Origin of the sequence: Myxococcus sp. AB025B (assembly GCF_006518215.1) — a bacterium.
In the GTDB taxonomy this organism is placed as follows: Bacteria; Myxococcota; Myxococcia; order Myxococcales; family Myxococcaceae; genus Myxococcus; species Myxococcus fulvus.
The window spans coordinates 21769-48621 of record NZ_SRLW01000033.1 but is presented as its reverse complement, the minus strand read 5'-3'; the positions used below and the strand labels follow the sequence as shown (position 1 = coordinate 48621).

The following is a 26853-nucleotide window of genomic DNA, read 5'->3' as shown; positions in this document are numbered from 1 at the left end:
CCAACAGCCCCACCGACCACCCATCGAACACGATGTGATGCACCACCCACACCAGCACGTGTTCTTCCTCCCCCACCCTCAACACCTTCGCCCGCAGCAGCGGCCCTCGCTCCAGGTCGAACGGACGCCGAGCCTCCTCCTCCACCTTCGGCAGCACCTCCGCGGCCGCCACCTCCTCCACCTCCAGCCACAGCTCCACCTCGTCGTGGATCCGCTGCACCGGCTTCCCGTCCACCTCGCCGAAGGTCGTCCTCAGTGACTCGTGCCTTCGCACCACGTCACGCAGCGCGCCCTCCAGCGCTCCCACGTCCAGCCGGCCCGTGAGCCGCACCGCGAAGGGCGCGTTGTAGGACGTCCCGCCCGCGTCGAGCTGCGAGAGGAACCACAGCCGCTGCTGCGCGAAGGACTGCTCCGCCACGCCGCCATGCGGCTGGTGCGTCAGCGGAGGCCGACGGCTCGTCCGCTCCGGCTTCGTGGTGATGGACGGCGCGCTCCGCATCATCACGCCACTCGAATCGTGGGCCGAGGCCCCTCCGGCGCCCCCTGCCCGGGCTGCCCCTGCTGCTCCGGCAAGAGCAGGTCGTACGGATTCATCGCGTCACCGGCCAGGCACTCCAGCTCCACGTCCAGCCCCAAGCCGTGGCGTCGCGCCAGCTCGATGAGCACGCCCGTCACCGCCTCGTCCTCCAACGAGAACCCCGTGGAGTCGAACACCGTGGACCGCTCCCGCCACTCCCCGAAGCGCTCGGGATGCTGGACGACCTCGATGATGCCCGGGCCAATCTGCTCGGGCCGCAGCTGCTGACACTCGCCCTCCACCAGCGCCTGCGGCAGGAAGTCCGGACACACCAGGCTGCGCTCCAGCAGCGAGCGCGGCAGCTCCAGCTTCCCCGGCAGGTCCGAGCCCACCGCGTTGACATGCACCCACGGCTTGAGCCGCCCGTCCTCCAACACCGGCCCCTCTCCCACGCCCACCGACGTCACCGTGCACACGATGTCCGCCTCCGCCTCCACCGCCTCCAACGGCGCCGCCCGGACATCCAATCCCAGGAACGCCGCCCGCCCGGCGAACGAGCGCTGCGCCACCGGGTCCACGTCAAAGACAAGCACCCTCTCAATGGAAAACAACCGCGACAGTGCATGCAACTGGGTCACCGCCTGGGCGCCGGCGCCGACCAGCCCCACCACCCGGCTCTCCGGATGTGCCAGGTGCCGGCTGGCGATGGCGGACGCCGCCCCCGTGCGCAGCGCCGTCGCCAGCACCCCGTCCACCAGCGCCGTCAGGTGGCCCGTTGCACAGTCATAGACACTGTTCGTCGCGATGATGGTGGGAACCCCATAGTGTCTGGGATTCATCGGATTGTAGCCGACAACTTTGATGGTGATGGATTCACCCTGCCGCATCACCGGCATCCACTCGAGCACGCCTGTCCGGGCGTTGCGCAGCGTGAAGCCCTCGCGCTGCCGCAGCTCCGTGCGCGCGAGGTCGAACGTTCGGAAAGCCGTCTCCACCGACGCGATGACCCGGTCCATCAGGACATCGATTCCCACTTCGTGCACGAGCCTGCGCAGGTCCGCCTGGGTGACGAGGAGTGTCTTCACGGGCGCTCCTTCAGCCTGGAGATGCGCGCACTCTGCATCAATCCGTGTCACCTGAGAAGACAATCAAAACATTCCGACATCTCTTTACGCACCCAGAAGAATAATCATCCCTGATTGCCCACAACCACACTTGCCGACATTGCACGTTTTACATGAACCACGAACAAGCCCTATCATCGCGAGCCGTGAGCACACGAACGGACGCCGCGACGCTGTCCTGGGGTTGGGTTCGCAATCCCAGGTTCGACCTCTTCTTCATCCTCGGAACGGCGGGCCTGGGGCTCGCGTTCTCATTGGCGGCGCTGGCGCGGCCGTCGCTGTTCCCCGTGCTGTTGATGGTGGACGTGTGGCTGCTCGGCTACCACCACGTGGTGTCCACCTTCACGCGGCTGGGGTTCGACGCGGAGAGCCGGCGTCAGCACCGCTTCCATCTGTGGGTGCTGCCTGGGCTCGTCTTCGCGGCGACGTTCGCCGTGTACCAGGCGGGCGGCGTCTGGCCGCTGATGTCCCTCTACTTCTACTGGCAGGGGTGGCACTACCTCAGGCAGAGCTACGGCGTCAGCCGCATCCTGGACCGCGCCTCGAAGCGGCCGGCGGCGGAGAACCCCGCCACCGCGTGGATGCTCTACCTGCTGCCGCTGGCGGGGCTGCTCTACCGCTCCGCGCAGGGCTCCACCACCTTCCTCAAGCTGGAGGTGCGGATGCTGCCGGTGCCCTGGGAGGCGGCGTGGGCGGCGGCGGCGTGCGCGCTGGTGGCCTTCGCGGCGTGGGCGGTGCTCCAGGCGCGGGCGCTGCGCTCGGGCGCGGGCAGCCCCGCCCAGACGCTCTACCTGGCCACGCACGCGGGCATGTTCACCGTGGGCTACTTCGTCATCCCGAGCCTGGAGACCGGCTGGCTGGGCCTCAACGTGTGGCACAACGCCCAGTACATCCTCATCGTCTGGCTGTTCCACAACCGGCGCTTCAAGGAGCAGGTCAGCCCCGAGCACCGCTTCCTGTCCACGCTGAGCCAGAGCCGGCGGATGCTCCAGTACCTGGTGGTGTGCGTGGCGCTGTCCGCGCTGCTCTACACGTTCATCCTGCGCGGACTGTCGTGGATTCCAGCGGCCAGCCTGCTCATCGTGCAGACGCTCAACTTCCACCACTACATCGTCGACAGCCTCATCTGGAAGGTGAGGCAGCCGGCGGTGCGGCGAAACCTGGGGCTCGCCGCGTGAGGCGCGGGCCAGGAGGGCCGCGAGGGCTTTCGCCCCGCGGCCCCTGGCGTCGGGCTCAGCCGCGAACGCGCAGCACGGAGCGGCCGCCGTAGCGGGCCTGCTTGCCCAGCTCCTGCTCGATGCGGATGAGCTGGTTGTACTTGGCGGTGCGGTCCGCGCGCGACAGCGAGCCGGTCTTGATCTGCCCGCAGTTGGTGGCGACGGCCAGGTCCGCGATGGTCGCGTCCTCCGTCTCACCGGAGCGGTGCGACATGACGGCCGTGTAGCCCGCCTTGTGCGCCATCTCCACCGCGGCCATGACCTCCGACAGCGTGCCAATCTGGTTGACCTTCACCAGGATGGAGTTGGCGATGCCGTTCTTGATGCCGTCCGACAGGCGCTTGACGTTGGTGACGAACAGGTCGTCGCCGACAATCTGAACCTTCGAGCCGATGCGGTCCGTGAGCAGCTTCCAGCCGGCCATGTCGTCCTCGGCCAGGCCATCCTCGATGGAGACGATGGGGTACTTCGCCACCAGGCTCTCCAGGTACTTCACGTGCTCTTCCACGGAGCGCTTCTTGCCCTCGCCCTCGTAGTCGTAGACGCCGTTCTTGTAGAACTCGCTGGCGGCGCAGTCGAGCGCCAGGGCGATGTCCTCGTTCGGCTTGTAGCCGGCCTTCTCGATGGACTTCATGATGAAGTCCAGCGCGGCCTCGGCGGACGTCAGGTTGGGGGCGAAGCCGCCCTCGTCACCGACGTTGGTGCCGAAGCCCGCCTCCGACAGGCCCTTCTTCAGCGTATGGAAGACCTCGGCGCCCATGCGCACCGCCTCGGCGAGCGACTTCGCGCCGACGGGCATGATCATGAACTCCTGGAAGTCGATGGCGTTGTCCGCGTGCGCGCCGCCGTTGATGATGTTCATCATCGGCACGGGCAGGAGGCTGGCGGAGACGCCGCCCACGTAGCGGTAGAGCGGCAGCCCGCGCGCGGCGGCGGCGGCCTTGGCCACGGCCAGCGACACGCCGAGGATGGCGTTCGCCCCCAGCTTGCCCTTGTTGGGCGTGCCGTCGAGCGCAATCATCGTCTCGTCGATTTCGAGCTGCGACTCCGCGTTGAGGCCGCGGACGGCCTTGAACAGCTCGTTGTTCACCGCCGCGACGGCCTTCTGCACGCCCTTGCCGAGGTAGCGGCGCTTGTCGCCATCCCGCAGCTCCACGGCCTCGTGCGTACCGACGGAGGCGCCGGAGGGAACGGCGGCGCGACCGCGGATGCCGTTCTCCAGGATGACGTCCACTTCGACAGTGGGATTGCCGCGACTGTCGATTATCTCACGGCCTACGACACCGACGATTGTAGTCATCGCGCCTTCGTAGCGAAGGGTCCCCAGTGCGTCAAGGAGACAGGGCCCCGAGCGTCCGCCTCAGGCGCTCCGGGCCTCGCGCTCCGCGTGGTACTGCTCGATGGAGAGGTTGCGCACGCGGGAGCGACGCCCCTCCTCGTTGTGCACGTAGCCCACGCTGGCCACGTACGGCTCGATGACGCGAAGCTTCTGCAGCGGCGTCACGATGAGCAGCTGCAGGTCCAGCCGGCGGAACAGCTCCAGGCCGTACGCCGCGGACTCGTCCGAGCCCCGGCCGAAGGCCTCGTCGATGACGACGAAGCGGAACGAGCGCGAGCGCGTCTCGCCCCACTGCAGACCGAACTGGTAGGCGAGGCTCGCGGCCAGCACCGTGTACGCGAGCTTCTCCTTCTGTCCGCCCGACTTGCCGCCCGAGTCCGCGTAGTGCTCGTGCTCCTGGTCGTCCGCGCGCCAGCGCTCGGAGGCGGAGAAGCTGAACCAGTTGCGCACGTCCGTGACGCGCCCGGTCCACTTCGCGTCCGCGTCCGCGGAGCCCTCGCGGCCCCGGAAGCGCTCGATGATGCGCTTGACGTCCAGGAACTTCTGCTCGGAGTAGGCGTCCTCCTCCGCGCCGCCGAGCGTGCCCTCGATGCAGGCGCGCAGGTCCTGCTGGAACTCGCGGATGTCCGCGTCCTGGGTGGGCGACAGCTCCAGGACGATGTAGCGGTCCGGGTTGTAGTCGATGGCCCTCAGCGAGCGGTTGATGGTGTCCACCCGCTCGCGGATGCCGTGCCGCTCCCGGTGCAGCTGCGCCTGGAAGTTGGCCACCTCACGGATGGTGTTCTCGTTGAGCAGGCGCTTGAAGCGCTCCTCGAAGCGAGGCAGGTCGTCCGCGCGCAGCGAGTGGAGCAGCGCCACGTACTCCCCGGCCGACTCCAGGCTCGCGCCCAGCTCCTGCGTCTCCACCGGGAACTCCGCGCGGTAGGCCTGCATCGCGGACAACAGCGCGTCGCGCACCCGCTCCAGCTTGCGCGCCTCGCCGTCGATGCGCGACTGGAGCCGCTCGCGCACCTGACGCTCGCGCTCGTCGCACGCCTCCGCTTCCAGCAGGAGCTCGCCCTGCCCCTCCGCGCACAGCTCGGCCACGCGCGGGAAGCAGGCCCGGATGGACTCAGGGGTCTCACTCGCCGTGCGCTGACACGTCGCCAGCGTCCGCCGCGCCGCCTCCTCCTTCTCCTCCTGCCGTCCCTGACGCTTCTCCACCGCCTTCAGCGCGGTGTCCGTCGCCGCCAGCTCCTTCTCGATGGCGGCGAGCTGACGCTCGAAGCCCCGCAGCACGTCGGACTCGCCCTCCAGCTCGCCCAGCCGCGCCTCCCGGCGCTGGATGTCGCTGGCCACCGAGCGCCAGTCCAGCTCCCGGAAGCTGTCGAACACCGCGAGCTGCCCCAGTTGCTCGGCCCGCTGACTCAGCCGCGCGTGGCGCTGCTCCTGGGCCTCCCACTTCGCCGAGGCCGCCTGGAGGCGCGTTTCCAGGGCCTTGCCCTCCGACTCCAGCGACTGGCGCTTGGAGTCGTTCGTCCAGCCGAGCACCCACTGCGAGCGGTCATCGATGCGCCGCCGGTCGTCCTTCAGGTGTCGCTCGCCGCCCGTCTTCACCTGCCCCGAGCGGGACAGGGCCTGACGCGCGCGCTGGAACTGCTCCGGCGTGTCGCAGCAGGTGTAGTCGAACTGCCGCGCGAGCTGCGCCGAGAGCCATCCGCCCATGTGCGAGCCGGGCTTGATGAGCAGCTTGCCCGGGAGCGAGTCGGGGCGAGGCTCCTGGGGCCTCGCGAGCCCGTCCTCGCGGACGCGGTAGTAGACCCACCGCTCGTTCAAGTGGGTGCGCTCCACCCACTGGCTCACGCGGGGATAGTCCGCGTCCGCCACCAGCAGCGAGGTGCCCAGCGAGTACAGCACGCGCTCGATGGCGCCCGTCCAGTCGCGCGCCTCGTCACGCACGCGCAGCAGCTCACCGGCGAACGGGAGCGCCTCCTCGGACAGCCCCAGGTCCGCGCACAGCCGGGCGCGCAGGTGGAGGAAGCGCGCGGGGATGTTCGAGCGCTGACGGCGCAGCGACTCCAGCTCCACGGCCACGGCCTCGTGCGACTTCTTCAGATCGCGCAGCGCCATGCCCAGCTCGGTGCGCGACTCCTGCACCTCGGCCAGCTCGCGCGCCGCCGCCTCGCGCTGGAGCTGGATGGCGCGCGTGTTGGATAGGAAGAGGTCCAGGTCCGTGGCCGCGGGCAGCCCCACCGACTGGGCCATCCGCGCGTAGCGGTCCGACTTCAGCGCGCGCTCGTCCCGCTCGCGGCGCCGCTGCGTCAGCTCCGCCTTCTCCGTCTCCAGCCGGTCTCCCCCGTTGGCGGAGATGGCCTGCCGCAGCCCGTCGCGCTCCGTGCCCTGCCGCTCGCGCTGCTCGCGAAGCGCTTCCGCCTCCGCGCGCAGCTTCTCGCGCTCGTCGCGCACGCTGGCCAGCCGCTCCTCGAACAGCCGCGCCTTCTGCTCGGAGAACCAGGGTCGGAGCGCCTCCCGACACAGCCGGAGCGCCTCGAGCTCCCGCGCCAGGACCGCGTGGCGCTCGTGGTCCGCCACCAGCGGCTCCAGCCGGCTCACCCTCCGCTTCGCCTGGAGCACGGCCTCATGCGCGCGGTGCAAATCGTCGAAGTGGCCGATGAGCGCCGACAGCCGCGTCTCCACGTCGAAGGGTGGCAGCATGTGGTGGCGCACGAAATCCGTCAGGTTGCCCACCGACTTCATCGACACCGTCTGGAGGAACAGGTCCAGCGCCTGCTCGTTCTCCAGGCCGAAGCGCCGGCGGAACGCGGCCTGATACGGCGGGAAGGTCTCGTGCACCTCGCGCGCGAGCGACTTGAGGCGCTTCTTCAGCGCGTTCAGGTCCGAGCCGATGCGCGAGAAGTGCTCGGCGATGGAGAGCTTCCCGTCCGCCACGACGTAGAGCCGCACCGGCTGGCCCTCCGGCTCCCGCATCCACATCACCTGCACGAGCGTGACGTCCTGCCCATAGCCCTCGTTGTGGAAGTGCGCCAGCAGCACCGAGTACGTCGGCGCGTCACGCAGGTAGACGGGCCGCGAGACCTGCCCCGCGTCGCCGCGCTCGGACTTGTACTGGCCGCGCACGTACGAGCGCAGGTTGCGCTCCTTCGCCTCCGCGCCCGCCGCCTTGTTGTAGGCCAGCTTCTGCGGCGGGACGAAGAGCGTCACCAGCCCGTCCACCAGCGTCGACTTGCCCGAGCCGATGTCTCCCGTGAGCAGCCCGCTCTCCCCATGCAGATCCAGATGCCAGACGTGCTGGTGGAAGGTGCCCCAGTTGTAGACCTCGAAGCGGTGGAGCCGGAACCCCGCGCGCTCGTTGGGCGCGCCGAGGTCCAGCAGGTCCGCCTGGGTGAGGGTTCGCACCGTGCTCATTCCGTGCCTCCTTGTTCCTCGACGAGCCGGACGCGGTACGCCTCCAGCCGCCGTTCGAAGTCCTCCAACCACTGCGCGTCGATGAACGCCTTGAGGATGCGACGCACCTCGAAGGTGTCCTCCTCCTCGCCCAGCCGGCGCACGAAGCCCATGCCCACCGCCCGCTCCAGGTCCTGGTTCACGCGCTCCGCCCAGCGCACCTCGTTGGTGCCCTCCGGGAGGAACAGCCGCACCAGCTCGTGCACCTCGTGGCGCCGCAGCACCAGCCGCGTGCCCCCCGCCGCGGCGTCCACGTCCGCCAGCTTCTTGCGCAGCAGCGCGAGCAACAGGCTCAACCCGTAGCCCAGCTGCCTTCTCGCCACGAGCCGGGGCAGCTCCACGCCGCCCTCCGCCTCCGCGCGCTGGCGCAGGAACGCGTAGCCCTCCGGCTCGTCGAGCACGAGCTTCAAGCCCAGCACGGCCAGCTGCTCGCGCACCTTCGGCTGGAGCTGGAGCAGGGCCTGCCACACGCCCGCGTGCTCGTCGCGGTACACCGCGCCCTTCAGGAGCGAGACGAGCACGAGGGACAGGGTATCGGCGGCATCGGCGGTACGAATCGCGGGGGTCATCATCGGACGAAGAGCACCAGGGGAAGGGAGGCGCGGCGGGTGGCGCCGCTCGCATCGGTCCAGAAGAGGTCCTGCGTGCGCGCGTCATCGACCGAGGCCTTCCGGTCCTCCGACGCGAGGCTCAGGTACGTGACGAGCTCGGCCAGCCCGTGCTGGAGCGGATGCTCGCGCACCAGCTCCGCGAGCGAGACCTGCTCGCGCGCCTGCAGCGCCTCACGCACGTTGAGCCGCAGCCGTGCCTTGTCGATGAACGCGAGGTTGAACAGCGCCTCCGACGGCACGTCGTCGGTCGCCTCCTTCACCTCCTCGTCCGCCATCCGCGCGCGGGCGGGCGGGCCATACAAGGGCCGCTCCAGCGGGAGCTCGAGCGTGGGCGCCAGCTCCTCCAACGACATGAAGCCCTCGCCCGGAGGACGCGCGCGCACCGCCAGCGCGTTGCGTTCGATGCCGCGCAGCACCTGGAGGATGCGGCGGTTCTCCAACCACACACGGTCATCCAGGAAGCGGCGCAGCTGTCCGGACAGTCGCGCCACGGTGCGCTGGGTGTGCTCGCCGGCCTCCAGCCAGTCGAAGTGGATGCGCGGCAGGCGCGCGTCCGGCTGGAGGGATTGAATCGCCGGATGCGACAGCACGCGCTCCAGGTTGCGGGTGAGCGCCTCCTTGCGCTCGGGCGACATGAGGAAGTCCCAGAACGCGCGGAAGCTGCGCCCCTGGTCCGAGCCGTTGATGGCGTCTCGCTCCCCCAGCACCGTCTCCAGGAGCTCGCCGCGCGTCCCCTCCCACGTGGCGATGCGCTCGCGCACCCGACGGTCCAGCGCGTGGAAGCCGTCCTCCAGCGCGCGGAAGTCGGACATCAGGCCGCGCGCCGTGTCGGACATCTGCTGGAAGCGGTCCTTGAGCGCGGACTCGTCCATCAACTCCAGGTGGCCCTCGCGCACGCGGGCTATCTCCTCCTCGAGCTCCGCCTTGCGCTTCTCCAGCTCCGCGAGCCGCGCCTTCGGGTCCACCTCGGTGCCCTCGGTCATCTCCTGGAGCAGGTGGAAGACGGTGAGCAGCCGCGACTCGGTCCCCACGAAAGGCTGCTCGGTCAGCTGGACGAGCCACCGGATGGCGCGCTCCGCCGCGGGCGTCAAATCGAAGTGCGGCTCGTCCATCTCTGGTGGATAGAACTTGCGAAGCCAGCCGGTGCCGTCGGCCGCCCACTCATCGAGATAGGCGCTCGCCGAGCGCGGGAACGCGGCCGCGCCCCGCTGCTCGCGCAGGGCGTGCAGGTGGTCCTCCAGCCGCAGCACCAGCTCCCGCTGGGCGATGGCGCGTGCGTTGGATGCGACGAACACCCGGTGCAGGAAGCCGACGATGAGCGGCGCGTGGTCCGCGACGAGCAACCGCCAGCCGGGGTGTTTCAGACGCAAGGTCTCGAGCGTCGTGAAGTCCATGACGCATCATCCATACACCCCACCTCTGACATGCCCGGGTGACGTCACGGGATGGCTGGATTGAGGGCGCCTGGATGCCCTGCCTGGTTGGCTGCCCACTCGGGCACCGACGTGCGTGCACGGGCCGCAGTCGGCGCGATGACAGACGCCACGCATTCACCGGACGCGTGGCGCGCCAGGCTGGCAGGATGGCGGCCATGAACAAGCTCGCGACGACAGGCTGGCTGCTGGGCGCGCTGCTGTGGGGCGCGTGTGGTTCGGACGACGTGAAGCGGGAGCCGTGCGTCGAGCGCACCGTCTTCGCGCGCTCGCCGACGGGCGACTGCACGTCCTACGCGTCCAGCTGCGACATCCCCGCGGGCTATCGCGAGTGCTGCGGCGGCTTCCTGGGAGGCTGCGTGGCCTCCGGCGAAGATGCGCGCTGCGTCGACGACCCCACCGACTCCTGCACTCCGGGCGCGGGTGGCGCGGACTGTCCGGGCGTCTGCGAATAGCCTTTCGCCAGGCCAGGGCAGACTCCAGATTTCCACGCGTTTCCAGCATTGGTTGTCTCCACGCGATTGGGCATAGTGGCCGGCGAATGTCGGCCCTCGCTCCCTCCGGGCGCCCTCGCCGTCCGTGGCTTCGCTTCCTGCTGCGTCAGACCATCATCGGGTTGACCCGACTGTCCGGGGCGCTCGCCGGGGCCGCCGAGCGGCTGCGCTGGGTGCGCCTGCGCCACACGTGGCTCAAGCCCAGGCCGGGCGACCTCTACATCGCCACCAGCCCCAAGGCGGGGACGACGTGGATGCAGATGATCGTCTACCAGCTCGTCACGCAGGGGCGCGGTGAGTTCGAGCACATCAACCAGGTCTCACCCTTCCTGGAGCAGCTGGTCCGCGACGCGAAGGCGGAGGCGCTGCTGGACGGGCTGCCGTCGCCGCGCATCATCAAGACGCACCTGTCCTACTCGCAGCTCAAGCCGCCCCGGGACAGCCGCATCCTGTACGTGACGCGCAACGCGGCCGACTCGCTCAAGTCGCTCTACCACCACCACTACCTGGTGGAGGACACGCCGCTGGACTTCAACCGCTTCTTCCGCGTGGTGATGGACCTGGATGACCCGTGGCTGACGCATCTGGAGTCCTGGTGGCCGCACCGCGCGGACCCCAACGTGCTCCACGTGCGCTACGAGGACCTGGTCCAGGACCTGGAGGGGGGCGTGCGGCGCGTGGCCGCCTTCTGCGGGCTGCCCATCGACGAGTCCCGGATGGGCGACATCCTGGAGCGCTGCGGCATCGCCTACATGAAGCAGCACACCCAGCGCTTCGACAACCTGGGCCCCCGGGCCGCGGCGCTGGCGCGGGGCACGTTCATCCACCAGGGGGGCGTGGGTCAGGGACGCGCGATGCTCGACGAGGCGCAGCGCGCCGAGCTGGACGCGCGGGTGGCTTCGGCCCGTCAGCGCCTGGGCATGCCGGGCACCGGGCCCTGACGCGGGCGGTCGCCTACACGTCCGGCTTGGAGGGCTCCTTGCCCTTCTGCTTGTTGTTCTTCCAGCCCCACGTGGAGCTCCACATCCCCGGCCCCGTGAAGAGCACCGTGACGAGCGTCATCACCGCCGCGCCGATGAGGATTTCCCAGACCATGTCCTCGCCTCCTTCCACTTCCACAACCTGACGTCTCGCGCCCGGGTCGGCACGGCGGAGGTCCGGTTCCACCCCGCGCCGCTTGGTGACCCGAGCCGCCCCGTGAGCCCGCTGCCCCGGAGACCGGGCAGGCACGCGGTTTCCTGGAACACCTCGCGTGACGCGGCAAACTAGCAGCTCGCGTCACGAGTGCAATCGTGCACGGACAGCGTCCGCGCGGGCGCGCGGTGGTAGTGTGCACGGCCGCATGCCTCACCTGTCCACTCGCGGTGCACGGCCCCTGACGTTCGTCGGGGCGTTGGGTCCATCCTTCCTCCGCGCGCGGCTGGTGTGGGGACTGTTCGTCGGGCTGCTCGGTTGTGACGGGCGCCCGCCTCCGGACCTCCCGGGCGCCGAGTGCCCCTCGGGGCCGTGCGGCAACGGCGACGGGGAGGCCATCCGCCCCGAGGGCAGCGTGCGCATCGCGGCGTACAACGTCCATCGCCTGTTCGACACCGTCTGCGACTCGGGTCGGTGCGGGGGCACGGAGTACGAGGAGCTGCCCACGCAGGACGAGTTCGACGCGCAGGTGGCCCGGCTCTCCGGCGCCATCGGGCTGCTGGACGCGGACGTGGTGCTGCTGGCGGAGGTGGAGACGCAGGCGGGGCTGGACGCGCTCCAGGCGCGGCTGCCGGAGTTCCCGCATGCGGTGCTGGGGGAGATTCACGAGGCGGCGAGCGTGGACGTGGGGGTGCTCTCCGCGTTCCCCATCACCTCGGTCGTCACGCACCGGCACCGCGCGCTGACGCGGCCGGACGGCTCGTCCACGCGCTTCGCTCGCGAGTTCCTGGAGGTGCACCTGGACGTGAACGGCAAGGAGGTCATCGTCTTCGCGGCGCACTTCAAGGCGAAGTCGAACGATGACCCGGGCCGGCGTTACGCGGAGGCGAGCGCCGCCCGGGACATCGTCACGCAGGCGGCGGCGCGCGCGCCCCGCGCGCTGGTGGTGATGGGCGGGGACCTCAACGACACGCCGGGCTCGGCGCCCATCGACGCGCTGGAGCAGGACGGGATGCTCAAGCGCGTGGCGAAGGACCGGCCGGACGACCAGACGTGGACGTACAACTACTCCGGTCGCAAGCAGGCCATCGACCACCTGTTCGTGGCCAACAACGCGGCCGGCACATACGTGCCGGGCTCGTTCCGCGCGGTCCGGGACGGCAGCGGCTACGGCGGCTCGGACCACGCCGCCGTGAAGGCCGACTTCATGCCGGGGCCCTGACGCTCAGCTCGCGGCGGGGATGGCCTGGATGTCGAGCTCGATGTCGACCTTCTCGCCGACGAGCCACCCGCCGTTGTCGAGCGTCTTGTTCCAGCGGATGCCGTAGTCGGAGCGGTTGATGGTGGCGCGCGCCGTGTAGATGAGGCGCGTGCTTCCCCACGGGTCCTTCGACGTGGCGGTGTGGCGCGCCTCGAAGACGACGGGCTGGGTGACGTTGCGGATGGACAGCTCGCCGGACAGGCGGAAGCTGGCGCCGCCGGTGGGCTCCACGTGGGTGCTGCGGAAGGTGAGCTTCGGCGCGGCCTCCGCGTCGAGGAAGTCCGGCGAGCGCAGGTGGGCGTCGCGCTCCGGGGCGCCGGTGTAGATGCTGGCCGTGTCCGCGGAGACCTCGACCTCGCCCCGCGTGGGCTGCTCGGGGTCCACGCGCAGCGAGCCGGAGATGCGCTCGAAGCGGCCGTGCACGCGCGCCACCACCATGTGGCGGGCGATGAAGAGCACGGAGGAATGTGCGGGGTCGATGTTCCAGGAGGTCACGGGCATGAGGGGGAGCTCGTCGGTGCGAATCGAGGGGGAGTGTCGGGTGAGCGGGTCACGACCGACACAGCCATCCTACGCCAATCACAGCCGCTGTCAGTCCCCGCGCCGAGGAGTCATCCACCGCGCGTCACCACGAGCACAGGCGGTGAGAATCTTCGTCGCCAGGGTGTCTGGCCGTACGGGTCCGACACGCAACCAAGCCCTACGAACGGTCCCAAGGTAGCAACCTCCGGGCAACCGAAGGCGCGAAGCAGCCCGTGTCTCTCCGAGAGAAGTGCCGCGTGCCCACTGCCGCGAGTCCCGCGGTAAGAGCGACCGTAAAGCCAAGCAAGGCCCGTCCACTCGGACGCCCCGGCGACAACACGAAACACCCGGAGAACGGCGCTGGCATTTTGCCAAGCCGCCTTCCCGGAGGGATTCTGGAGACACGGTCTCGTGAGGGGGAGACCCGACCGCCGGCTGGCGGCTCCTCACGCGCGTCCGCTTCTTCCAGGAGCCACAGTCCCGCATGCGGATCGCCGTCATCTCCACGTACACGCACCCCACCCGTCTGCGCATCAAGGAACCCTCCATCATGCAGTCGGCCGTGCCGGAGCTCATCGCCGGCCTGTGCCCAGCTCATGCCGAGGTGGAGATCTTCAACGAGAAGGAGGTGGACCTCCCCATGGACCGTCACTGGGACCTGGTCTTCTTCTCGTACCTGCACTCCTACTACGAGCACACCAAGGTGCTCTCCACGCTCTTCCGCCAGCGCGGGATGACCACCGTCGCGGGAGGCCGGCACGCCAACCACTTCCCCGACGACGCGCAGGCGCACTTCGACGCCGTCATCACCGGCGAGCCCGAGACCAACGTCCCCGCCCTCATCGCGGACTTCGAGCAGGGCCGGCTCCAGAAGCGCTACGCCCTGCCCTCCTCCGGCCCCATCGCCATCCGCCCGTACCGCTACGAGCTCATCGACTTCGAGCACAACAAGGTCCGCCTGCCCGGCATCGAGGCGTCACGCGGCTGCCCGTTCCGCTGCAACTTCTGCGTCCTCACCGGCCACGAGCGCTACCGCTACCGCCCCGTCGCCCAGGTCGTCGACGAAATCCAGACACGCATGCGCTGGAACCCCAACTACCTGGGATTGATGAAGGACGCCTTCATCTTCCTCGACAACAACCTGGGCGGCTCCCCCAAGTACCTGCGCGAGCTGTGCGAGGCGCTCATCCCCCTGAAGAAGACCTGGGGCTGCGCCCTCACCTTCAACGTCCTCAAGGACGAGTCCCTGGTCAAGCTGATGGCCAAGGCCGGCTGCCGCTACGTCTACACCGGCCTGGAGTCCCTCAACCCCGAGTCCATCAAGGCCATGAACAAGGGCCAGAACACGCTCTCCGAAGTGGACGCCGTCATCCGCCGCGTCTTCTCCTCCGGCATCCTCCTGTCCTTCGGCCTCATCGTCGGCTCGGACGGCGACACCAACGAGTACCTGGAGAAGCTGCCCATGTACCTCTCGGACCTGGGCTACTTCTCCGTCACCTTCCTCGGCATCGTCTGCCCCTATCCGGAGACGCCCTTCTTCCGCGAGCTCCAGGCCGAGAACCGCCTGCTGCCGGGCACCGTCAGCCGCGACTACGACGGCTACACCCTCTGCCACCGGCCGAAGAACCTGCACCCCTCCGAGGTCATCGAGCACTTCCACCGGCTCTGCGGCCAGCTGGGCAGCCTGCCCAACATCGCGAGGCACTACTGGTCCAAGCTGACCTTGAGCAACCTGCCCCGCTACAAGCAGGTCATCACCTTCTCCGGCCCCGAAATCCTCAGCATCCGCAACCCGCTGAAGAACCCCGCCCGGCGCTACATCGCGGGGCTCGACGCACTCGAGGACTGGGACTCGCGGCAGATGGCGGCGCTGGGCCTGAAGCCTCAGCAGCTCACCTGACGCCCACCCGCCGGGGGTGACGCCTCCACCACGGGCGCCATCCCCAGCTCGGCCTCCAGCCGGTCCAGCCGGCGCAGCTCCGCCTTCGCGCCAATGGACTCGAAGATGGCGCGCGCCCGGGCCAGGAACTCGGCGCGCCGGTGCGGCAGCGCCACCGCCGCGTCGTGGTACGCCACGCCCGTCTCCCACCGGTTCGGCGTGTCCTCCAGCGTCTTGATGGCGCGCAGGAACAGCGACTCGGCCGCCCTGCCGCCCTTCTTCAGCGCCAGCGCGCGGGCCGACACGCGCAAGGCCGGGCCCTTCATGTACGGATAGCGCCACGCGAGCAGCCGCGCCTTGAACAGACACCGGCGGACGATGGCCCACAGCGTCTGGCGCGGCACCGCCTGCGCCCCCTGCTCCAGCGCGAACAGCGCGCCCTCCGCCGCGTCCACGAGGCCAATCTGGAGGAACGGCACCAGCACGTGGTAGCGCCACAGCGCCTGGTCCGCGCGCACCGCCATCAGCCCCGCCTCCTCCACCTGGTGCTCGCGCACCGTCACGTTGACCAGGTGGTTGAGGCTGGCGCACTGGTTGGCCAGGTCCTGCACCTCGATGCTGATGCGCAGCCCCTGCTCCAGCTCCGCGCACAGCTCGCCCACCTCGCCCTCGCCGCGCAGGTAGCGGCACATGGGCACCCACGAGTGCGCCCAGCCCTGGTGCATGAGCGCGTGCAGCTCCTCGCCCATCTTCCCCATCTCGACGTACGCGGCCTCCGCGCCCTCGAAGCGCGAGGCGAGGAACTGGCTGGAGCCCAGCATCATCAGCCCCGTCTGCACCTCCCACATGTCGCGCACCTGGCGCAAGAGCGCCATGGACTGCTCGGCGTACTGCGTGGCCTCCGCCTGCTTGTTGCTGAAGATGGACAGCGTGGCCAGGCGCGACAGCGCGATGCCCTCCGCCGAAGGGTCCCTCGCCTGCCGCGCGTAGCTCAGCGCCCGCTGACACCAGCGCTTCGACAACCCGAGGAAGCCCGAGCCGAACAGCAGCGAGCCGTAGTAGCTGCTCGCCAGGCTCAGCCCCCGCTCCCCCTTCGAGCGCTCCGCCATGATGGTGGCCACCATGGTCGCCCACGTGAGCTTCGCCAGGTCCTTGAAGTAGTAGATCTTGATGAGCGAGACGAGCGTGGACAGCTGCTTGAGGTACAGCGGCAGCCGAGGCCCCAGCGGCCGGGCGAGGAAGGGGAACAGGCCGTAGAGCAGGTGCAGCCCGAAGGCCAGCAGCGTGCGCAGCGCCAGTGAGAACAGGTTGCGCGGCATGGGATGCCCCATCAAGTCCATGGCGCGCTCCAGCTCCTGGATGGCGCGCTTGGACTCCCCCTTCTCCTGGTGGGCGCGGCCCAGGCCCAGGTGCAGCTCCGCGCGGCGCGGGTCCTGGTCCTCGTCGGCCAGGCACTGCTCGAACATGTGGATGGCGCCCGCGTAGTTGCCCGCCTGCAAGAGCGTCTCCGCCAGCTCCTGCATCACCCGGCGCGTCTTGAGCAGCACCTCGTCCGGGTCCAGCGCCTGGGTGATGGCGAGGATCTCGATGGCCTTGTTGTAGTGATGGACGGCGTCGTCGTTGGCGTACTGCGAGCGCGCGCCCCGGGCCGCCATCAGCGTGTACTCCAGGCCCTTCACCTCGTCGTTCCCGGCGAGGAAGTGGAAGGCCAGGATGCCCGCGGACGGGGCGGTGTTCTCCCCCGCGCGAGCCTCCAGGAAGAGCGCCAGGCGTCGGTGCAGGTCCTCGCGCGAGGACACCATCAGCGTGTTGTACGCGGCGTCGCGGATGACGATGTGCTTGAAGATGCACGTGAAGGGCTCCTCCACCTCCAGGAGGATGAGCCCCAGGTGCGTCAGCGTGTCGATGGCCTCGCGGATGCGCGGGCGCGGCACCGAGCCGGGGGCCAGCGCCGCCACGGCGTCCAGCGTGAAGATGCGGCCGATGACGGACGCGACCTTCACCACCAGCTTCTCCGTCTCGCTGAGCAGGTCGATGCGCCCCAGCACCACATCCTGGATGGAGTCCGGCAGCACCAGCGTCTGCAGGCTGCGCTTGAGCTCGCGCCGCGCCGCGCCCGGAGACACCGGCCCCAGGTAGCCGCCCTCCACCATGCCCTGGACGATGGACTCCGCGAAGAACGGGTTGCCCTGCACCTTGGAGAGCAGCAGGTCCTCCAGCGCGGTGTCCGGCGGCTCCATGCGCAGGTGCACGCGCAAGAGCGCCCGCGTGTCCTCGTCGTCCAGGCTGGAGACGTCGAGCTTGCGCAGGTACGGCAGGTGCTCCACGGCGCGCAGCTGCTCTCCGGGCCGCATCGTCACCAGCAGCGTCACGCGCAGGGGAGCAAGCCTGGCGGCGACGTACTCGAGGAGGTCGACGGAGATGTTGTCCGCCCAGTGCAGGTCCTCGAAGAAGAGCAGCAGCGGCGTCTTGCGCGCGTGCTTCTCCAGGAGCTGGAAGATGATGTGGAAGACCTTCTGGTTCTTGTGGCGCGCGTCCAGCCCCGAGGTGGCCGCGTCCTCCTCCACGCTCAAGCCCAGGATGTGCGCCATCACCGGCGTCCACTCCGGCCCCACGTCCTCCAGGCTGTCGAGCCCCTGCCGCACCCGGAGCAGCTGCGCGTCCACGTCATCGCCCTCGTGCAGGCCGAACAGCTGCACGAGCACCTCCTTCCAGGGGAAGAAGGGCGTGAACATCTCGTACGAGTAGCAGATGCCGTACAGGCTGCGCGCGCCGCGCGACTCGGCCTCCTCCACCACCCGGGCGCCCAGGCGGGACTTGCCGATGCCCGCCTCGCCGGACACCACGCACAGCCGCCCCGCGCCCTGGAGCGACTCCTCCACCGCGGCCTGCAGCTGCCCCAGCTCGCGCCGCCGGCCGACGATGCCGCCCCGGCCCTTCACGAAGAGGCTGCGGCGCACCTCGCCCTTGAGCCGGAAGATGGGCACCGCGCGGGTGACGCCCTTGAGCGTGGCGTCCTCGACGAACTCCGTGGCGAAGCCGCCCTGCTGCAGCTTGCGCTCCGTCTGCGCGTCGATGTGGATGCCCACCCCGTCCGCGTACGTCATCAGCCGCGCGGCCAGGTTCACCACCTCGCCCAGCGCCGAGTAGCCCTTGCGCCAGGGCGAGCCCATGTCGCCGAAGTACGCGTGCCCCGTGGCGATGCCGATCTGCAGCTCGCGCACGTAGGGGTAGGCCTCGCGCTCGCGCACCAGCTTGCACGCGAGCCGGCTGGCCAGCACCTCCTTGTTCTGCTGCGCGGTGGGCGCGCCGAACAGGACGTAGAGCACGTTGCCCTTGTCCGTGAAGTCCGTCATCAGGAGCACGCCGCCGTGGTGCGCGCTCTCGCGCTGGACGTACTCGTAGAAGGCGTTCAGCTCGCGGGTGAAGGCCTCCACCTCGGACGGCCCGTGGTCCGTCTTGAAGCGCAGGAAGAAGCAGGTGAGGTCGCGGAAGTCACCACCCAGCTCCTGATGCGCGGTGGTGATGCGCGTGAAGAGCACCGGATGCAGGAGCAGGGCGCAGCGGCCCACCAGCTCCTCGCCGCCCGGCGCGTCGGACACCGGCGGGGGCCGCGCCTCCAGCGGCACCGAGGGCTCCAGGCGGTAGGCCCCGTCACACTCCTCGCCCACTCGCGCCAGGTCCGGCAGGAGCGCCCAGGCCTCGGGGCTCAGCAGCACCTCGCCCACCCGGGCCCGCTTCTCCGCGGCCACCGCCTGCTCCAGCGGCCGGCCGACGAGCGCCGGGTGCATCCACATGCCCGTCGTCCCCAGGACGATGCGGTGCGACTCGCCCACGCCGATACCGATGCGCGAGGACACGCCGAAGCGCTGCCCCAGCAGCTCCAACCGCGAGAAGGGCGCGAGCCTTCGCTGCACGTCCAGCGCGCACCGGGCCGCGCGCGCCACCGCCTCCGCGTCGCCCTCGTCGGAGGCGGGCTCGAAGCAGGCGAGGATGGAGTCACCGGCGAACTGGTAGATGTCACCGCCGTGCTCCTTCACGACGTCGATCATCTCCGTGTAGTACCCCCGCAGCAGGCGCTGGAGCGCGTCGATGCCGCGAGGCCCTTCGCCGCTCAGCCGCACGACGATGGGCGTGAAGCCCGCGATGTCCAGCACCAGGATGGCGCCGCGCACCGACTCCACCGGCGGCAGCGCGTGTGCCTCCGTGTCCTCCAGCCTGCGAATCAGCGCGCCGGGGATGTAGGGCCGGAGCGAGGACAGCACCAGGTCGATGTCGGCCGACGACATGCTGGCGCCCTCAGCCCAACGTCCTGAAGCGAATCCACATCGCCGCCACGCCCACCCCGGCGTAGAGGAACGTCTCCAGCGTCTCCGACACCGGCTGCGCCTTCCTCAACGCGCCCCACGCGTGCACCACCACCATGGCCGCGCACACCCACCCGATGAGCTCGAACAGCGCCGGCTGGCTTCGCGGGTCCGGGATGTAGCGCATCACCGTGAGGATGATGGCCAGCGCCACCCCGCCCAGGCACCGGCCGAAGTACACCGTCAGGTCCGTGTTGCCCTGCATCGGCGCCCAGCCCAACCAGCGAGACCAGCGCAGCGGCATCAGCAGGAGCGGCAGGGCGAACACCACCAGGAAGAACGTCGTCGAGACGGCCAGGAACCAGCTTGCGAGTGGGTATTCGGCACTGATCATGTCGACGCACGAGGAACGACGCGGAAACCGGGTCTTCAGCGTGGAGCGGCAGTGCCCCCAGCTCCCCATCCTAGTCGGTTTTCACCCGGCTTCGAGCACCCTCGAAACAGACGAGGATTCCTGGGTTTCCAAGCTCAGGGAGCAGGAGGGCGGGCGGGCTCGAGGACGGCGGCGCGGAGGAACTCGGCGACGCGCTCCAGGGAGTCGGTGCGCTCCAGGCCGGAGGGGAAGCGGCGGAACTCCTCGGGTGAGCCGAAGAGGATGATGGGCTTGCCGTAGCGGAGGCACAGCACGGCCTCGGCGGCGGTGCCGGCGCCTCCGGGCAGGGCCACCAGGGCGTGGGGGGTGAGGACGTTGATGTGGTTGCGGCTGAGTGGATCCGTCCCCTGCTCACCGCTCAAGGGCAGGTGGGTGTAGATGGCCAGCTCCACGCCCGGGTTGGGGTAGCCCTGGCGCGGGACGTATTCGCCGTCCTTCACCGTGCCAGGGACGATGCCGATGGAGATGCCCCGCCGGCCCACCACCTGGACGAACGCGTCCGCCGCCGCGCGCATGACGCCGCTGCCCGCGCCGGTGAGCAGGTCGAACCCCGCCTCGGCGATCCACCGCGCCAACGGAATGACGCGCTCCAGGTGCTCCTGCCGCCCCGAGCCGAACACGCCGATGATCCGCCGTTCCTTTCTCATGACTGGTTTGCTCCTTCGCGCGGATGTGACCGGCCCGACCCCCAGCTTCTTCCATGTGCGTCCCACGCATCCGGCGCAACCGTTCAGTGCGGCACAGAGTCCCCGTCCGCCGTTCACCGATGGAAGGATCCACCCTCCGACAGAGCCCGAGATGACACTTGCAGGACGCGACGCGCCCAGGGGTGGGCCGCGCCCCAGGCGCCCTGCCCTGTCAGACCCCCTCCGTAACCTGCTTCACGTCAAGCCTGGAGGTGGCCGTGTTCGACACCTGTGGTGGATGTGAGCGACGTGGTGGCCCCGGTGAAATCTTCGACTGGTGCGCCAACTGTGAGCTGTCCCTGTGCCCGCGCTGCATGGAGCGAGGGTGCTGTGACGAGTACCCCGCGGAGTCGGGGCGTGGCGCGCCGAGGTTGTTGCCGGACCCGCCGGAGGACGACGCCCTTCCCCTGCCCGAGCACTTCGGTGGACGGTGCTGCTCCAGTGCCCGCGCGGTGGCGTGCTCGTGCGCGTTCCACTGGGTCTGCGAGCGGCACGGCGACCAGCACATCGGCACGCACGACTGAGGGTGTCAGGGGTTGCTGGCGCGGAGGTCCACGGGGCCCTCGCTCGGCAGCTCGACGGTGAAGCGGGCGCCCTCGCCCTGGATGCTCTGTGCATGGACCTGTCCGCCGAGCGCCGCGACGATTTCGCGGACGATGAAGAGGCCCAGGCCCAGGCCCCCGTATTCGCGTGACGACACGGCGCGCTCGAAGCGGCCGAAGATGTGCGGCAGTCGCTCGGCGGGGATGCCGATGCCCTGGTCGATGACATCCAGGTGGACGCGGCCCTCGGCGTGCGCCAGGCGCACCTCGATGGGGCTGCCGGCGCCGAACTTGAGGGCGTTGGACAGCAGGTTCGTCACCACCTGCTCCAGGCGGACGCGGTCCCATCGGCCGATGCAGCCCGGGGCCAGGGTCAAGGAGAGGGGCGACTGGGAGCGCTGGATGGCGTCCCGCAGGCCTTCGGTCACGTCGCGCACCACCGAGGCCAGGTCCACCGGCTCCAGCGTCAGGTGGAGGCGACCCGTCTGGATTCGGGAGACATCGAGCAGTTCGTCGACCAGGTGCGCCAGCCGCCGGGTCTGCGCCTGCGTCGTCTTGGAGGCGCGCTGGACGGCGTCGCGCGTGGGCACCTCGCTGCGGGCGAGCCCCTGCACGGAGAGCTGGAGCGCGGTGATGGGGGTGTAGAGCTCGTGCGCGGCGATGGAGAGGAACTCGTCGCGCAGGCGGATGGCGTCCTGGGACTCGTGGTACAGCCGCGCGTTGTCCAGGGCGATGGCCGCGCGGCGCGCCAGGTCCTGCGCGAGCTCCACGTCCGAGGGCCCGTAGCGTTTGCCCGGCACCGAGGACACGAGCGAGATGACGCCCAGCATCCGCCCCCGGGCGATGAGCGGCACCGCGAGGAAGGAGCGGGCCTTCAGCGCGCGGATGAGCGCGACGTGCGCCTCGTCGCGGCACAGCCGCTCCAGGACTTCGTCGGTGATGACGGGGATGAGCAGCGGCTCGCGGCTCTTCAGCACGGCGATGGCGGGCTGGGACGAGTCCCAGTCGGGTGTGTAGAACGACTGCAGGTCGCGAGCGACCTGCTCGTGTCCCGGGTCGGCGTGCGCGGTGGAGAGCCGGCGGATGGCGCCCGAGGGCTCCACCACGTCGATGGCGCAGAGCGTGGAGAGGAAGGACACGCACAGGCGCGCCAGCCGGGACAGCGTCGTCTCGAAGTCCAGCGCCTCGGCCAGCACCACGCTGCTCTCGGCGAGGAAGCGCACGGCCTCCTCCGCGCGCCGACGCTCCTCGAACAGGAGGCTGTTCTCCAGCGAGATGGCCATCTGCGAGGACAACAACTGGAGCACACGCACCCGGTCCGGGGTGAAGGCGTGGGTGGCCAGGTTGTTCTCCAGGTAGAGGACGCCCATGGTGCGCGCGTGGCGGCGGATGGGCACCACCAGGGCGGACTTCACGCGCTGCCGCGCCACGTAGGCATCCGACACGAAGCGCCCCTGGTGCACGGCGTCTCCGAGCACCACCGCGTCCCCGGTGCGGAAGGCGTGCGCCAGGAGCGACTCGGGCACCAGCGTCGAACCCACGAGGGGAAGCTGGGGCCGCGCGAGGGGCTCCCCCACTCCGCCCACCGCCGTGAGCACCAGCGCGCCCTGCTCGTCCAACACCAGCGCGCCGCGCTGCGCGCCCGCCACCTCCAGGCACACCGCCATCAACTTCTCGAGCAGCCGCTCCAGGGCGACCTCGCCCGACAGGGATTGCGCCGCCTTGAGGATGCTGAGCAGGTCGAGTGACGCGCCCCGGAAGTCGTCGCCCGTGGGCGTGACGGTCTGGTCCCACAGGCCGGACTCCTGCACCTGGAGGTCGGGGAACTCCTCCTGCAGCGCGGACACCACGGCCTTGGCGCCCCAGCGGGCGAAGCCCTCTCGCGCGGCGCGCAGGTAGAGCGAGGCCACGCGCTTGCGGCCCAGCGCGCTGTACAGCCGCCCCGCGAGCACGTTCGCGAGCGCCTCGTCGTGGGGATGGCCCTCCTCGCGCGCGCGGTCGATGGCCTCGTCGAAGAGCTCGGCGGCCTCGGTGAAGTGGCCTTCGAGGCGGGCACGCTCGGCGCAGAGCACCAGGTAGCGGTGACGGAAGTTCTCCGGACAGTTCGTCGACCAGTAGCGGAACTGGCGCCATGCGCGCTCGACGAGGGACCGACGCTCGTCGAGCGTAGCCGGAGTGCCATTGCCCGCCGCGTGCACCAGTGCGCTGAAGAAGGCGTGCTCGGTGACGGTGAAGAGCGACGGCATGAAGCGCAGGTGGGGCTCGGCGGCGCGGAGCATCTCCCGCGCGCCCGACAGGTCTCCGAGCAGGTAGGACGTCTGGAGCCGGAGGATGAAGAACTGCCCGAGGATGGTGGGGTCCCCCTGGGCCTTCTCGAGGAACGCACGCGTGTCGAACGTCGAATCGTCGTAGCCCGCGCGCTCGCGGGTCCGCCCCTGGAGGCAGCGCACGGCCTGACGCAGCGCGAGCTGGAGGTCCGCCATGGCGCGCTGTCCGCTCTTCTGGTCGAACGCGAGCGCCGACTCGCTCTCCGAATGGACGCGGTCCAGCTCCGCGCCCATCCGCAAGCGCGTGAAGCTGAGGCTCGCCAGCAAGTATGCGACGTACTGCGGCTCACCGCTCTCGAGCCCCGCGGAGATGCCCCGGCGCAAGAGCGGGATGGACGAGCGCAGGGGCTCGCGCCAGTGGCGCATGTAGAAGAGGAACGCGGCGAGCACGCGGCACTCCTCGCGCGGCTCGTCGAAGCGGCGGCTCAGCTCCATGCCCAGGTGGCTGAAGGGGTGGCCCGCGGCGTAGTCACCTCGGGACTCGCCGAAGACGAGGCCGAAGCACACGTACGCGAAGGCGGAGTACACGCTGTTGCCGTGGCGCAGCGTGAGGCCCACCATGCGCGTGTAGATGAACGAGAACATCGGTGGGTCCGAGAACCAGGCCGCGATGCCCGCGTTCATCAGGAGCCGCATGCAGCCACGCTCCAACTCCGCGTCCATGCGCGGCGCGGACAGGAGCGCCTCCTCGGAGCGGTCCTTCCACAGGGCCTCCACCTGGGGGAGTTCCGCGCGGAAGGCCTCCGTCGCATCCCCCTCCGGCAGCTCCACGCCGAACAGACGGAGCCCCTCGCGCGCGTGTCGGAGCGCGGCTTCGTGGTCCCTGGCGAAGATGCTCGCGTTCATCCGCAGGACGTAGAGGTCCACCCGCTCCAGCGGCGTGCGCGCGTGCGCCATCGCCGCGTCGATGAGGCGCTCGGACAACAGGCGGTCTCCAGTGAGCTGCGCGCACTCGGCCGCGTCCCGGTGGAGCTGGAGCATCTGCCCGGTCCGGGTCGACCAGGCGTCCTCGGGCAGCAGGGCGCGAGCACGCATGAGGTACGCCAGCGCCGCCTCGAAGGCGGAGGCATCGCGCACCTTGCGTCCCGCTCGCAGGTTGAGCTCGGCGAGCCACGTGCGCTCGTTCGTGTCGCGAACCACGTCGCCGCCCAGGTGGTAGTGGTCCACCACCTCGCACACGCGCTGCTCGTTCTCCGTGCCCCGCGCGTCGGCCCAGAGCTGGCGGGCAATGGCGCGGTGCACGGCGGCCCGCTCGGACTCCGACAGGAGTGAGTAGGCGGCCTGCCTGACGCGGTCATGCGCGAAGCGATACGTGGCTTGATGCACCGACATGGGGCCAGCCGGCTGCTGGGACGTGAAGCGAGGGCCGCGCCCTTCCGGGACGAGGAGCCCCGCGCGAAGGGCGCTCCACAGTGCGCCCGCCGTGTCCTCCAGGGGCGCCTCCACCACGCGCGCCAGCAGCCACAGGTCCACCTGCCCTCGCATGCACGCGGCCACCCTCAACAGTCGCTGCGTCGACGCCGGCAGTCGACGGATGGAGTCGAGCATCAGCTCCACGACATTGTCGGTGACCTCGGCCTGCGCGATCCGCTCCAGCTCCCAGTGCCACGTCCCCGACTCCAGGTCGTACGTGAGCAGCCCCGTGCGATGCAGGTGCCGCAGGAAGTGGCCCACGGCGAAGGGATTGCCAGCGGTCTTCTCGAGCACGAGCCTCGCGAGCGGCTCGACATGCGCCGCGTCGCACTTCAACGCGTCCGCGCACAGCGCCGTCAACGCGGGCAGGTCCAAGGGCCCCAGCTCCAGCAGGAGCGGCGAGCACCCCACGGCGGAGAGCGCCGTCCGCCACCGCTCCAGGGGATGCGTGGGCCCCCACTCGCCCGGACGCCAGGCGCCGAGGACCAGCAGGTGGTGCAGCTCCGAGTCCGTCGACAATCGCGAGAGCAGCTCCAGCGTGGCCGCGTCCGCCCACTGGAGGTCGTCGAGGAAGAGCACCAGGGGCTGCTCGGCGGTGGCCAGGTCGCGGAGGAAGGACTGGAGCATCAGCAGGAAGCGGCTCCCGGCCTCACGCGGCCCCAGCGCGACGACGGGGGGCTGTTCGCCGATGAGTCGCTCCAGCTCGGGGACGAGCTCGGTGAGCATGCGCCCGTGGTTTCCGAGGGACTTCTGAAGGCGCAGTCGCCACGCCTCCACGCCTTCGGGCGGCAGCTCGAGGACGCTCACCACGAGCCCGCGCACGGCCTCCATCAGCGACGCATAGGGCGTCTGCCCTCGCAGCTCGGGAGACCTGCCCGCGAGGAAGTGGCCCGCGCCCACGCGCTCGCGCAGGACATTGGCCAGGGACGACTTGCCGCTCCCGGAGGCTCCGGCGAGCAACACCCACTCGCGAGAGCCCGCGCGGGCGCGCTCCAGGGCGGCTTCCAGGAGGGCCAGCTCACGCTCGCGGCCGTAGAGCTTGTCGGGCAGGCCCAGCTCGCGCGCGAGGTCGTGGCGCCCCAGCTCGAAGGTGATGGGCGTTCCGGGACCGCGCCAGCGTCGCTGGATTTCCCGCAGGTCGGCGACGAGGGCCTCGGCGCTCTGGTAGCGCTCCTCGGGGGACTTCGCGAGCAGGCGGAGCACGACGTCGGAGAGGATGCTCGGGAGCGCGGAGTTCCGGTCGGCGGGAGGAATGGGAGGCTGTGCCAGGAGCGAATGCACGAGCTGCGCGGCATCGGCCGAGAGGAAGGGCGCCTCGCCCGTGAGCATCTCATAGAAGGTCGCGCCCAGCGCATAGAGGTCCGCGCGGTGGTCCACGCGCCGGCCCATCCTCCCGGTCTGCTCGGGGGCGATGTAGCGCAGCGTGCCCTCGAAGCCGCCCGGCACACCGGCGCTGCGCACGAGGCCCTGCACGCTGGTGGCCAGGTCGAAGTCGATCATCACGAGTCTGCGACCGCTGGAGGCCACGACGAGGTTGGCGGGGTTGAGGTCGCGGTGGATGACGTGTCGCCGATGCAGGGCGCCCAGGGTGGTCGCCACGTCCAGGGCCAGTTCGAGGAAGAGGTCCACCTCGAGCGGTCCTCGTCGCAGCAGCTCCCGGAGGTCATTAGGGCCGGCATCCTCGAGGACGAGGGCCAGGTGGCCCGACAGCTCTTCGAGGCCGATGACGTCGACCACCCCGTCGATGGCGGACAGCTCGCGGAGCATCACGTGCTCGTGGCGCAGCATTCCGGCGCTGCTCTCCGCCAGCGGGCCTTCGCGGACGACCTTGAGCACCCGGGCGCCGCCGTCGGGAGTCCAGGCACGGAGCACGTCATACCGGTGGCCCCGGTAGATTCTCCGAGCGTCTTGCAAGCCGGGCAGCTCAAGCATCATGCCCCCCTCGGCGACGACCCTACTCGTAACCTGTAACGGACGATGCGGGCGAGGACCTGTCCAGGGGGGCAGCCCGCCTCCCGCTCGGACGTCAACAGCACACACGCACGCCCTACCGGATTCGCACGGACCTGGAGGTGGACACGTCGAGTAGTGAGCGACGTGAGGGGACACGGGCGTCGGCGACCGCGGGTAAGGTGACGGGGTTACGGCGCCGCGTCACGCGGCAGGGGGC

The 26853-nt window shown here is 70.1% G+C and carries 18 protein-coding genes; 6 read left to right on the top strand and 12 right to left on the bottom strand.

What is annotated here, in order from left to right; translation table 11 throughout:
• Both FL311_RS08025 and FL311_RS08020 read right to left on the bottom strand, forming a co-directional pair.
• The coding region (locus FL311_RS08025) for a condensation domain-containing protein (protein ID WP_141324344.1) at positions 1 to 502 on the bottom strand (502 nt) is incomplete at its 3' end.
• Complete coding sequence (locus FL311_RS08020) at positions 502 to 1602, bottom strand: ornithine cyclodeaminase family protein (protein WP_228556747.1); 1101 nt, start codon at positions 1600 to 1602, stop codon at positions 502 to 504. The genes FL311_RS08020 and FL311_RS08025, both read right to left, overlap by 1 nt.
• Before the next feature lie 185 nt (positions 1603 to 1787).
• Between FL311_RS08020 and FL311_RS08015 the strand changes: the two genes are divergently transcribed.
• Positions 1788 to 2819 (top strand): hypothetical protein, encoded by a 1032-nt coding sequence (locus tag FL311_RS08015; RefSeq protein WP_141324343.1) that lies wholly within the window; start codon positions 1788 to 1790, stop codon positions 2817 to 2819.
• A gap of 55 nt (positions 2820 to 2874) precedes the next feature.
• Here FL311_RS08015 and eno read toward each other — a convergent pair whose 3' ends face one another.
• From eno to FL311_RS07995, 4 genes are read right to left on the bottom strand one after another with little or no spacing between them, the layout of a single operon-like run.
• Positions 2875 to 4158: a phosphopyruvate hydratase gene (gene eno / locus FL311_RS08010; protein ID WP_141324342.1), complete on the bottom strand. Its 1284-nt coding sequence runs from the start codon at positions 4156 to 4158 to the stop codon at positions 2875 to 2877.
• 60 nt (positions 4159 to 4218) lie between these two features.
• A complete protein-coding gene (locus FL311_RS08005; RefSeq protein ID WP_141324341.1) occupies positions 4219 to 7602 on the bottom strand; it encodes an ATP-binding protein in 3384 nt (1127 codons plus the stop codon).
• Positions 7599 to 8213 (bottom strand): DUF4194 domain-containing protein, encoded by a 615-nt coding sequence (locus tag FL311_RS08000; protein WP_141324340.1) that lies wholly within the window; start codon positions 8211 to 8213, stop codon positions 7599 to 7601. Before FL311_RS08000 ends, FL311_RS08005 begins: the two co-directional genes overlap by 4 nt.
• A complete protein-coding gene (locus tag FL311_RS07995) occupies positions 8210 to 9646 on the bottom strand; it encodes a DUF3375 domain-containing protein (RefSeq protein ID WP_141324339.1) in 1437 nt (478 codons plus the stop codon). The genes FL311_RS08000 and FL311_RS07995 overlap by 4 nt, the downstream gene beginning before the upstream one ends.
• Positions 9647 to 9843: 197 nt before the next feature.
• On the opposite strand from FL311_RS07995, the gene FL311_RS07990 reads away from it, so the two are divergent.
• Complete coding sequence (locus FL311_RS07990; protein WP_141324338.1) at positions 9844 to 10140, top strand: hypothetical protein; 297 nt, start codon at positions 9844 to 9846, stop codon at positions 10138 to 10140.
• 86 nt (positions 10141 to 10226) lie between these two features.
• Positions 10227 to 11120: a sulfotransferase domain-containing protein gene (locus FL311_RS07985; protein WP_141324337.1), complete on the top strand. Its 894-nt coding sequence runs from the start codon at positions 10227 to 10229 to the stop codon at positions 11118 to 11120.
• Between the two features lie 13 nt (positions 11121 to 11133).
• Here FL311_RS07985 and FL311_RS43975 read toward each other — a convergent pair whose 3' ends face one another.
• Complete coding sequence (locus tag FL311_RS43975; protein ID WP_194869107.1) at positions 11134 to 11274, bottom strand: hypothetical protein; 141 nt, start codon at positions 11272 to 11274, stop codon at positions 11134 to 11136.
• A gap of 247 nt (positions 11275 to 11521) precedes the next feature.
• Here FL311_RS43975 and FL311_RS07980 point away from each other — a divergent pair, with 247 nt between their 5' ends.
• Positions 11522 to 12535: an endonuclease/exonuclease/phosphatase family protein gene (locus FL311_RS07980; protein WP_141324336.1), complete on the top strand. Its 1014-nt coding sequence runs from the start codon at positions 11522 to 11524 to the stop codon at positions 12533 to 12535.
• 3 nt (positions 12536 to 12538) lie between these two features.
• Here FL311_RS07980 and FL311_RS07975 read toward each other — a convergent pair whose 3' ends face one another.
• Positions 12539 to 13075: a YceI family protein gene (locus tag FL311_RS07975; RefSeq protein WP_141324335.1), complete on the bottom strand. Its 537-nt coding sequence runs from the start codon at positions 13073 to 13075 to the stop codon at positions 12539 to 12541.
• A gap of 505 nt (positions 13076 to 13580) precedes the next feature.
• On the opposite strand from FL311_RS07975, the gene FL311_RS07970 reads away from it, so the two are divergent.
• A complete protein-coding gene (locus FL311_RS07970) occupies positions 13581 to 14996 on the top strand; it encodes a radical SAM protein (RefSeq protein WP_141324334.1) in 1416 nt (471 codons plus the stop codon).
• On the opposite strand, the gene FL311_RS46080 is transcribed toward FL311_RS07970, so the two are convergent.
• From FL311_RS46080 to FL311_RS07955, 3 genes are all read right to left on the bottom strand, one after another.
• The gene (locus FL311_RS46080; RefSeq protein ID WP_141324333.1) at positions 14981 to 19264 is read right to left on the bottom strand and encodes an AAA family ATPase; all 4284 of its coding nucleotides are present in this window, start codon (positions 19262 to 19264) and stop codon (positions 14981 to 14983) included. The genes FL311_RS07970 and FL311_RS46080 overlap by 16 nt on opposite strands.
• A 10-nt stretch (positions 19265 to 19274) precedes the next feature.
• Positions 19275 to 19676: a hypothetical protein gene (locus tag FL311_RS07960; RefSeq protein ID WP_194869106.1), complete on the bottom strand. Its 402-nt coding sequence runs from the start codon at positions 19674 to 19676 to the stop codon at positions 19275 to 19277.
• A gap of 134 nt (positions 19677 to 19810) precedes the next feature.
• Complete coding sequence (locus tag FL311_RS07955) at positions 19811 to 20362, bottom strand: molybdenum cofactor carrier protein (RefSeq protein ID WP_141324331.1); 552 nt, start codon at positions 20360 to 20362, stop codon at positions 19811 to 19813.
• 257 nt (positions 20363 to 20619) lie between these two features.
• Between FL311_RS07955 and FL311_RS07950 the strand changes: the two genes are divergently transcribed.
• Positions 20620 to 20925, top strand: a complete 306-nt coding sequence (locus tag FL311_RS07950) for a hypothetical protein (protein ID WP_141324330.1) — start codon at positions 20620 to 20622, stop codon at positions 20923 to 20925.
• Between the two features lie 5 nt (positions 20926 to 20930).
• Here the strand turns inward: FL311_RS07950 and FL311_RS07945 are convergent, their stop codons facing one another.
• Positions 20931 to 26618, bottom strand: coding sequence for an ATP-binding sensor histidine kinase (locus tag FL311_RS07945; RefSeq protein WP_141324329.1), 5688 nt, complete (start codon positions 26616 to 26618; stop codon positions 20931 to 20933).
• Between the last annotated feature and the right edge of the window lie 235 nt (positions 26619 to 26853).

Excerpts from the sequence above, each read along its gene's own strand:
- eno (WP_141324342.1), bottom strand. The coding sequence starts at position 4,158 with ATGACTACAATCGTCGGTGTCGTAGGCCGTGAGATAATCGACAGTCGC.
- FL311_RS08005 (WP_141324341.1), bottom strand. The coding sequence starts at position 7,602 with ATGAGCACGGTGCGAACCCTCACCCAGGCGGACCTGCTGGACCTCGGC.
- FL311_RS08000 (WP_141324340.1), bottom strand. The coding sequence starts at position 8,213 with ATGATGACCCCCGCGATTCGTACCGCCGATGCCGCCGATACCCTGTCC.
- FL311_RS07995 (WP_141324339.1), bottom strand. The coding sequence starts at position 9,646 with ATGGACTTCACGACGCTCGAGACCTTGCGTCTGAAACACCCCGGCTGG.
- FL311_RS07990 (WP_141324338.1), top strand. The coding sequence starts at position 9,844 with ATGAACAAGCTCGCGACGACAGGCTGGCTGCTGGGCGCGCTGCTGTGG.
- FL311_RS07985 (WP_141324337.1), top strand. The coding sequence starts at position 10,227 with ATGTCGGCCCTCGCTCCCTCCGGGCGCCCTCGCCGTCCGTGGCTTCGC.
- FL311_RS43975 (WP_194869107.1), bottom strand. The coding sequence starts at position 11,274 with ATGGTCTGGGAAATCCTCATCGGCGCGGCGGTGATGACGCTCGTCACG.
- FL311_RS07980 (WP_141324336.1), top strand. The coding sequence starts at position 11,522 with ATGCCTCACCTGTCCACTCGCGGTGCACGGCCCCTGACGTTCGTCGGG.
- FL311_RS07975 (WP_141324335.1), bottom strand. The coding sequence starts at position 13,075 with ATGCCCGTGACCTCCTGGAACATCGACCCCGCACATTCCTCCGTGCTC.
- FL311_RS07970 (WP_141324334.1), top strand. The coding sequence starts at position 13,581 with ATGCGGATCGCCGTCATCTCCACGTACACGCACCCCACCCGTCTGCGC.
- FL311_RS46080 (WP_141324333.1), bottom strand. The coding sequence starts at position 19,264 with ATGTCGTCGGCCGACATCGACCTGGTGCTGTCCTCGCTCCGGCCCTAC.
- FL311_RS07960 (WP_194869106.1), bottom strand. The coding sequence starts at position 19,676 with ATGATCAGTGCCGAATACCCACTCGCAAGCTGGTTCCTGGCCGTCTCG.
- FL311_RS07955 (WP_141324331.1), bottom strand. The coding sequence starts at position 20,362 with ATGAGAAAGGAACGGCGGATCATCGGCGTGTTCGGCTCGGGGCGGCAG.
- FL311_RS07945 (WP_141324329.1), bottom strand. The coding sequence starts at position 26,618 with ATGATGCTTGAGCTGCCCGGCTTGCAAGACGCTCGGAGAATCTACCGG.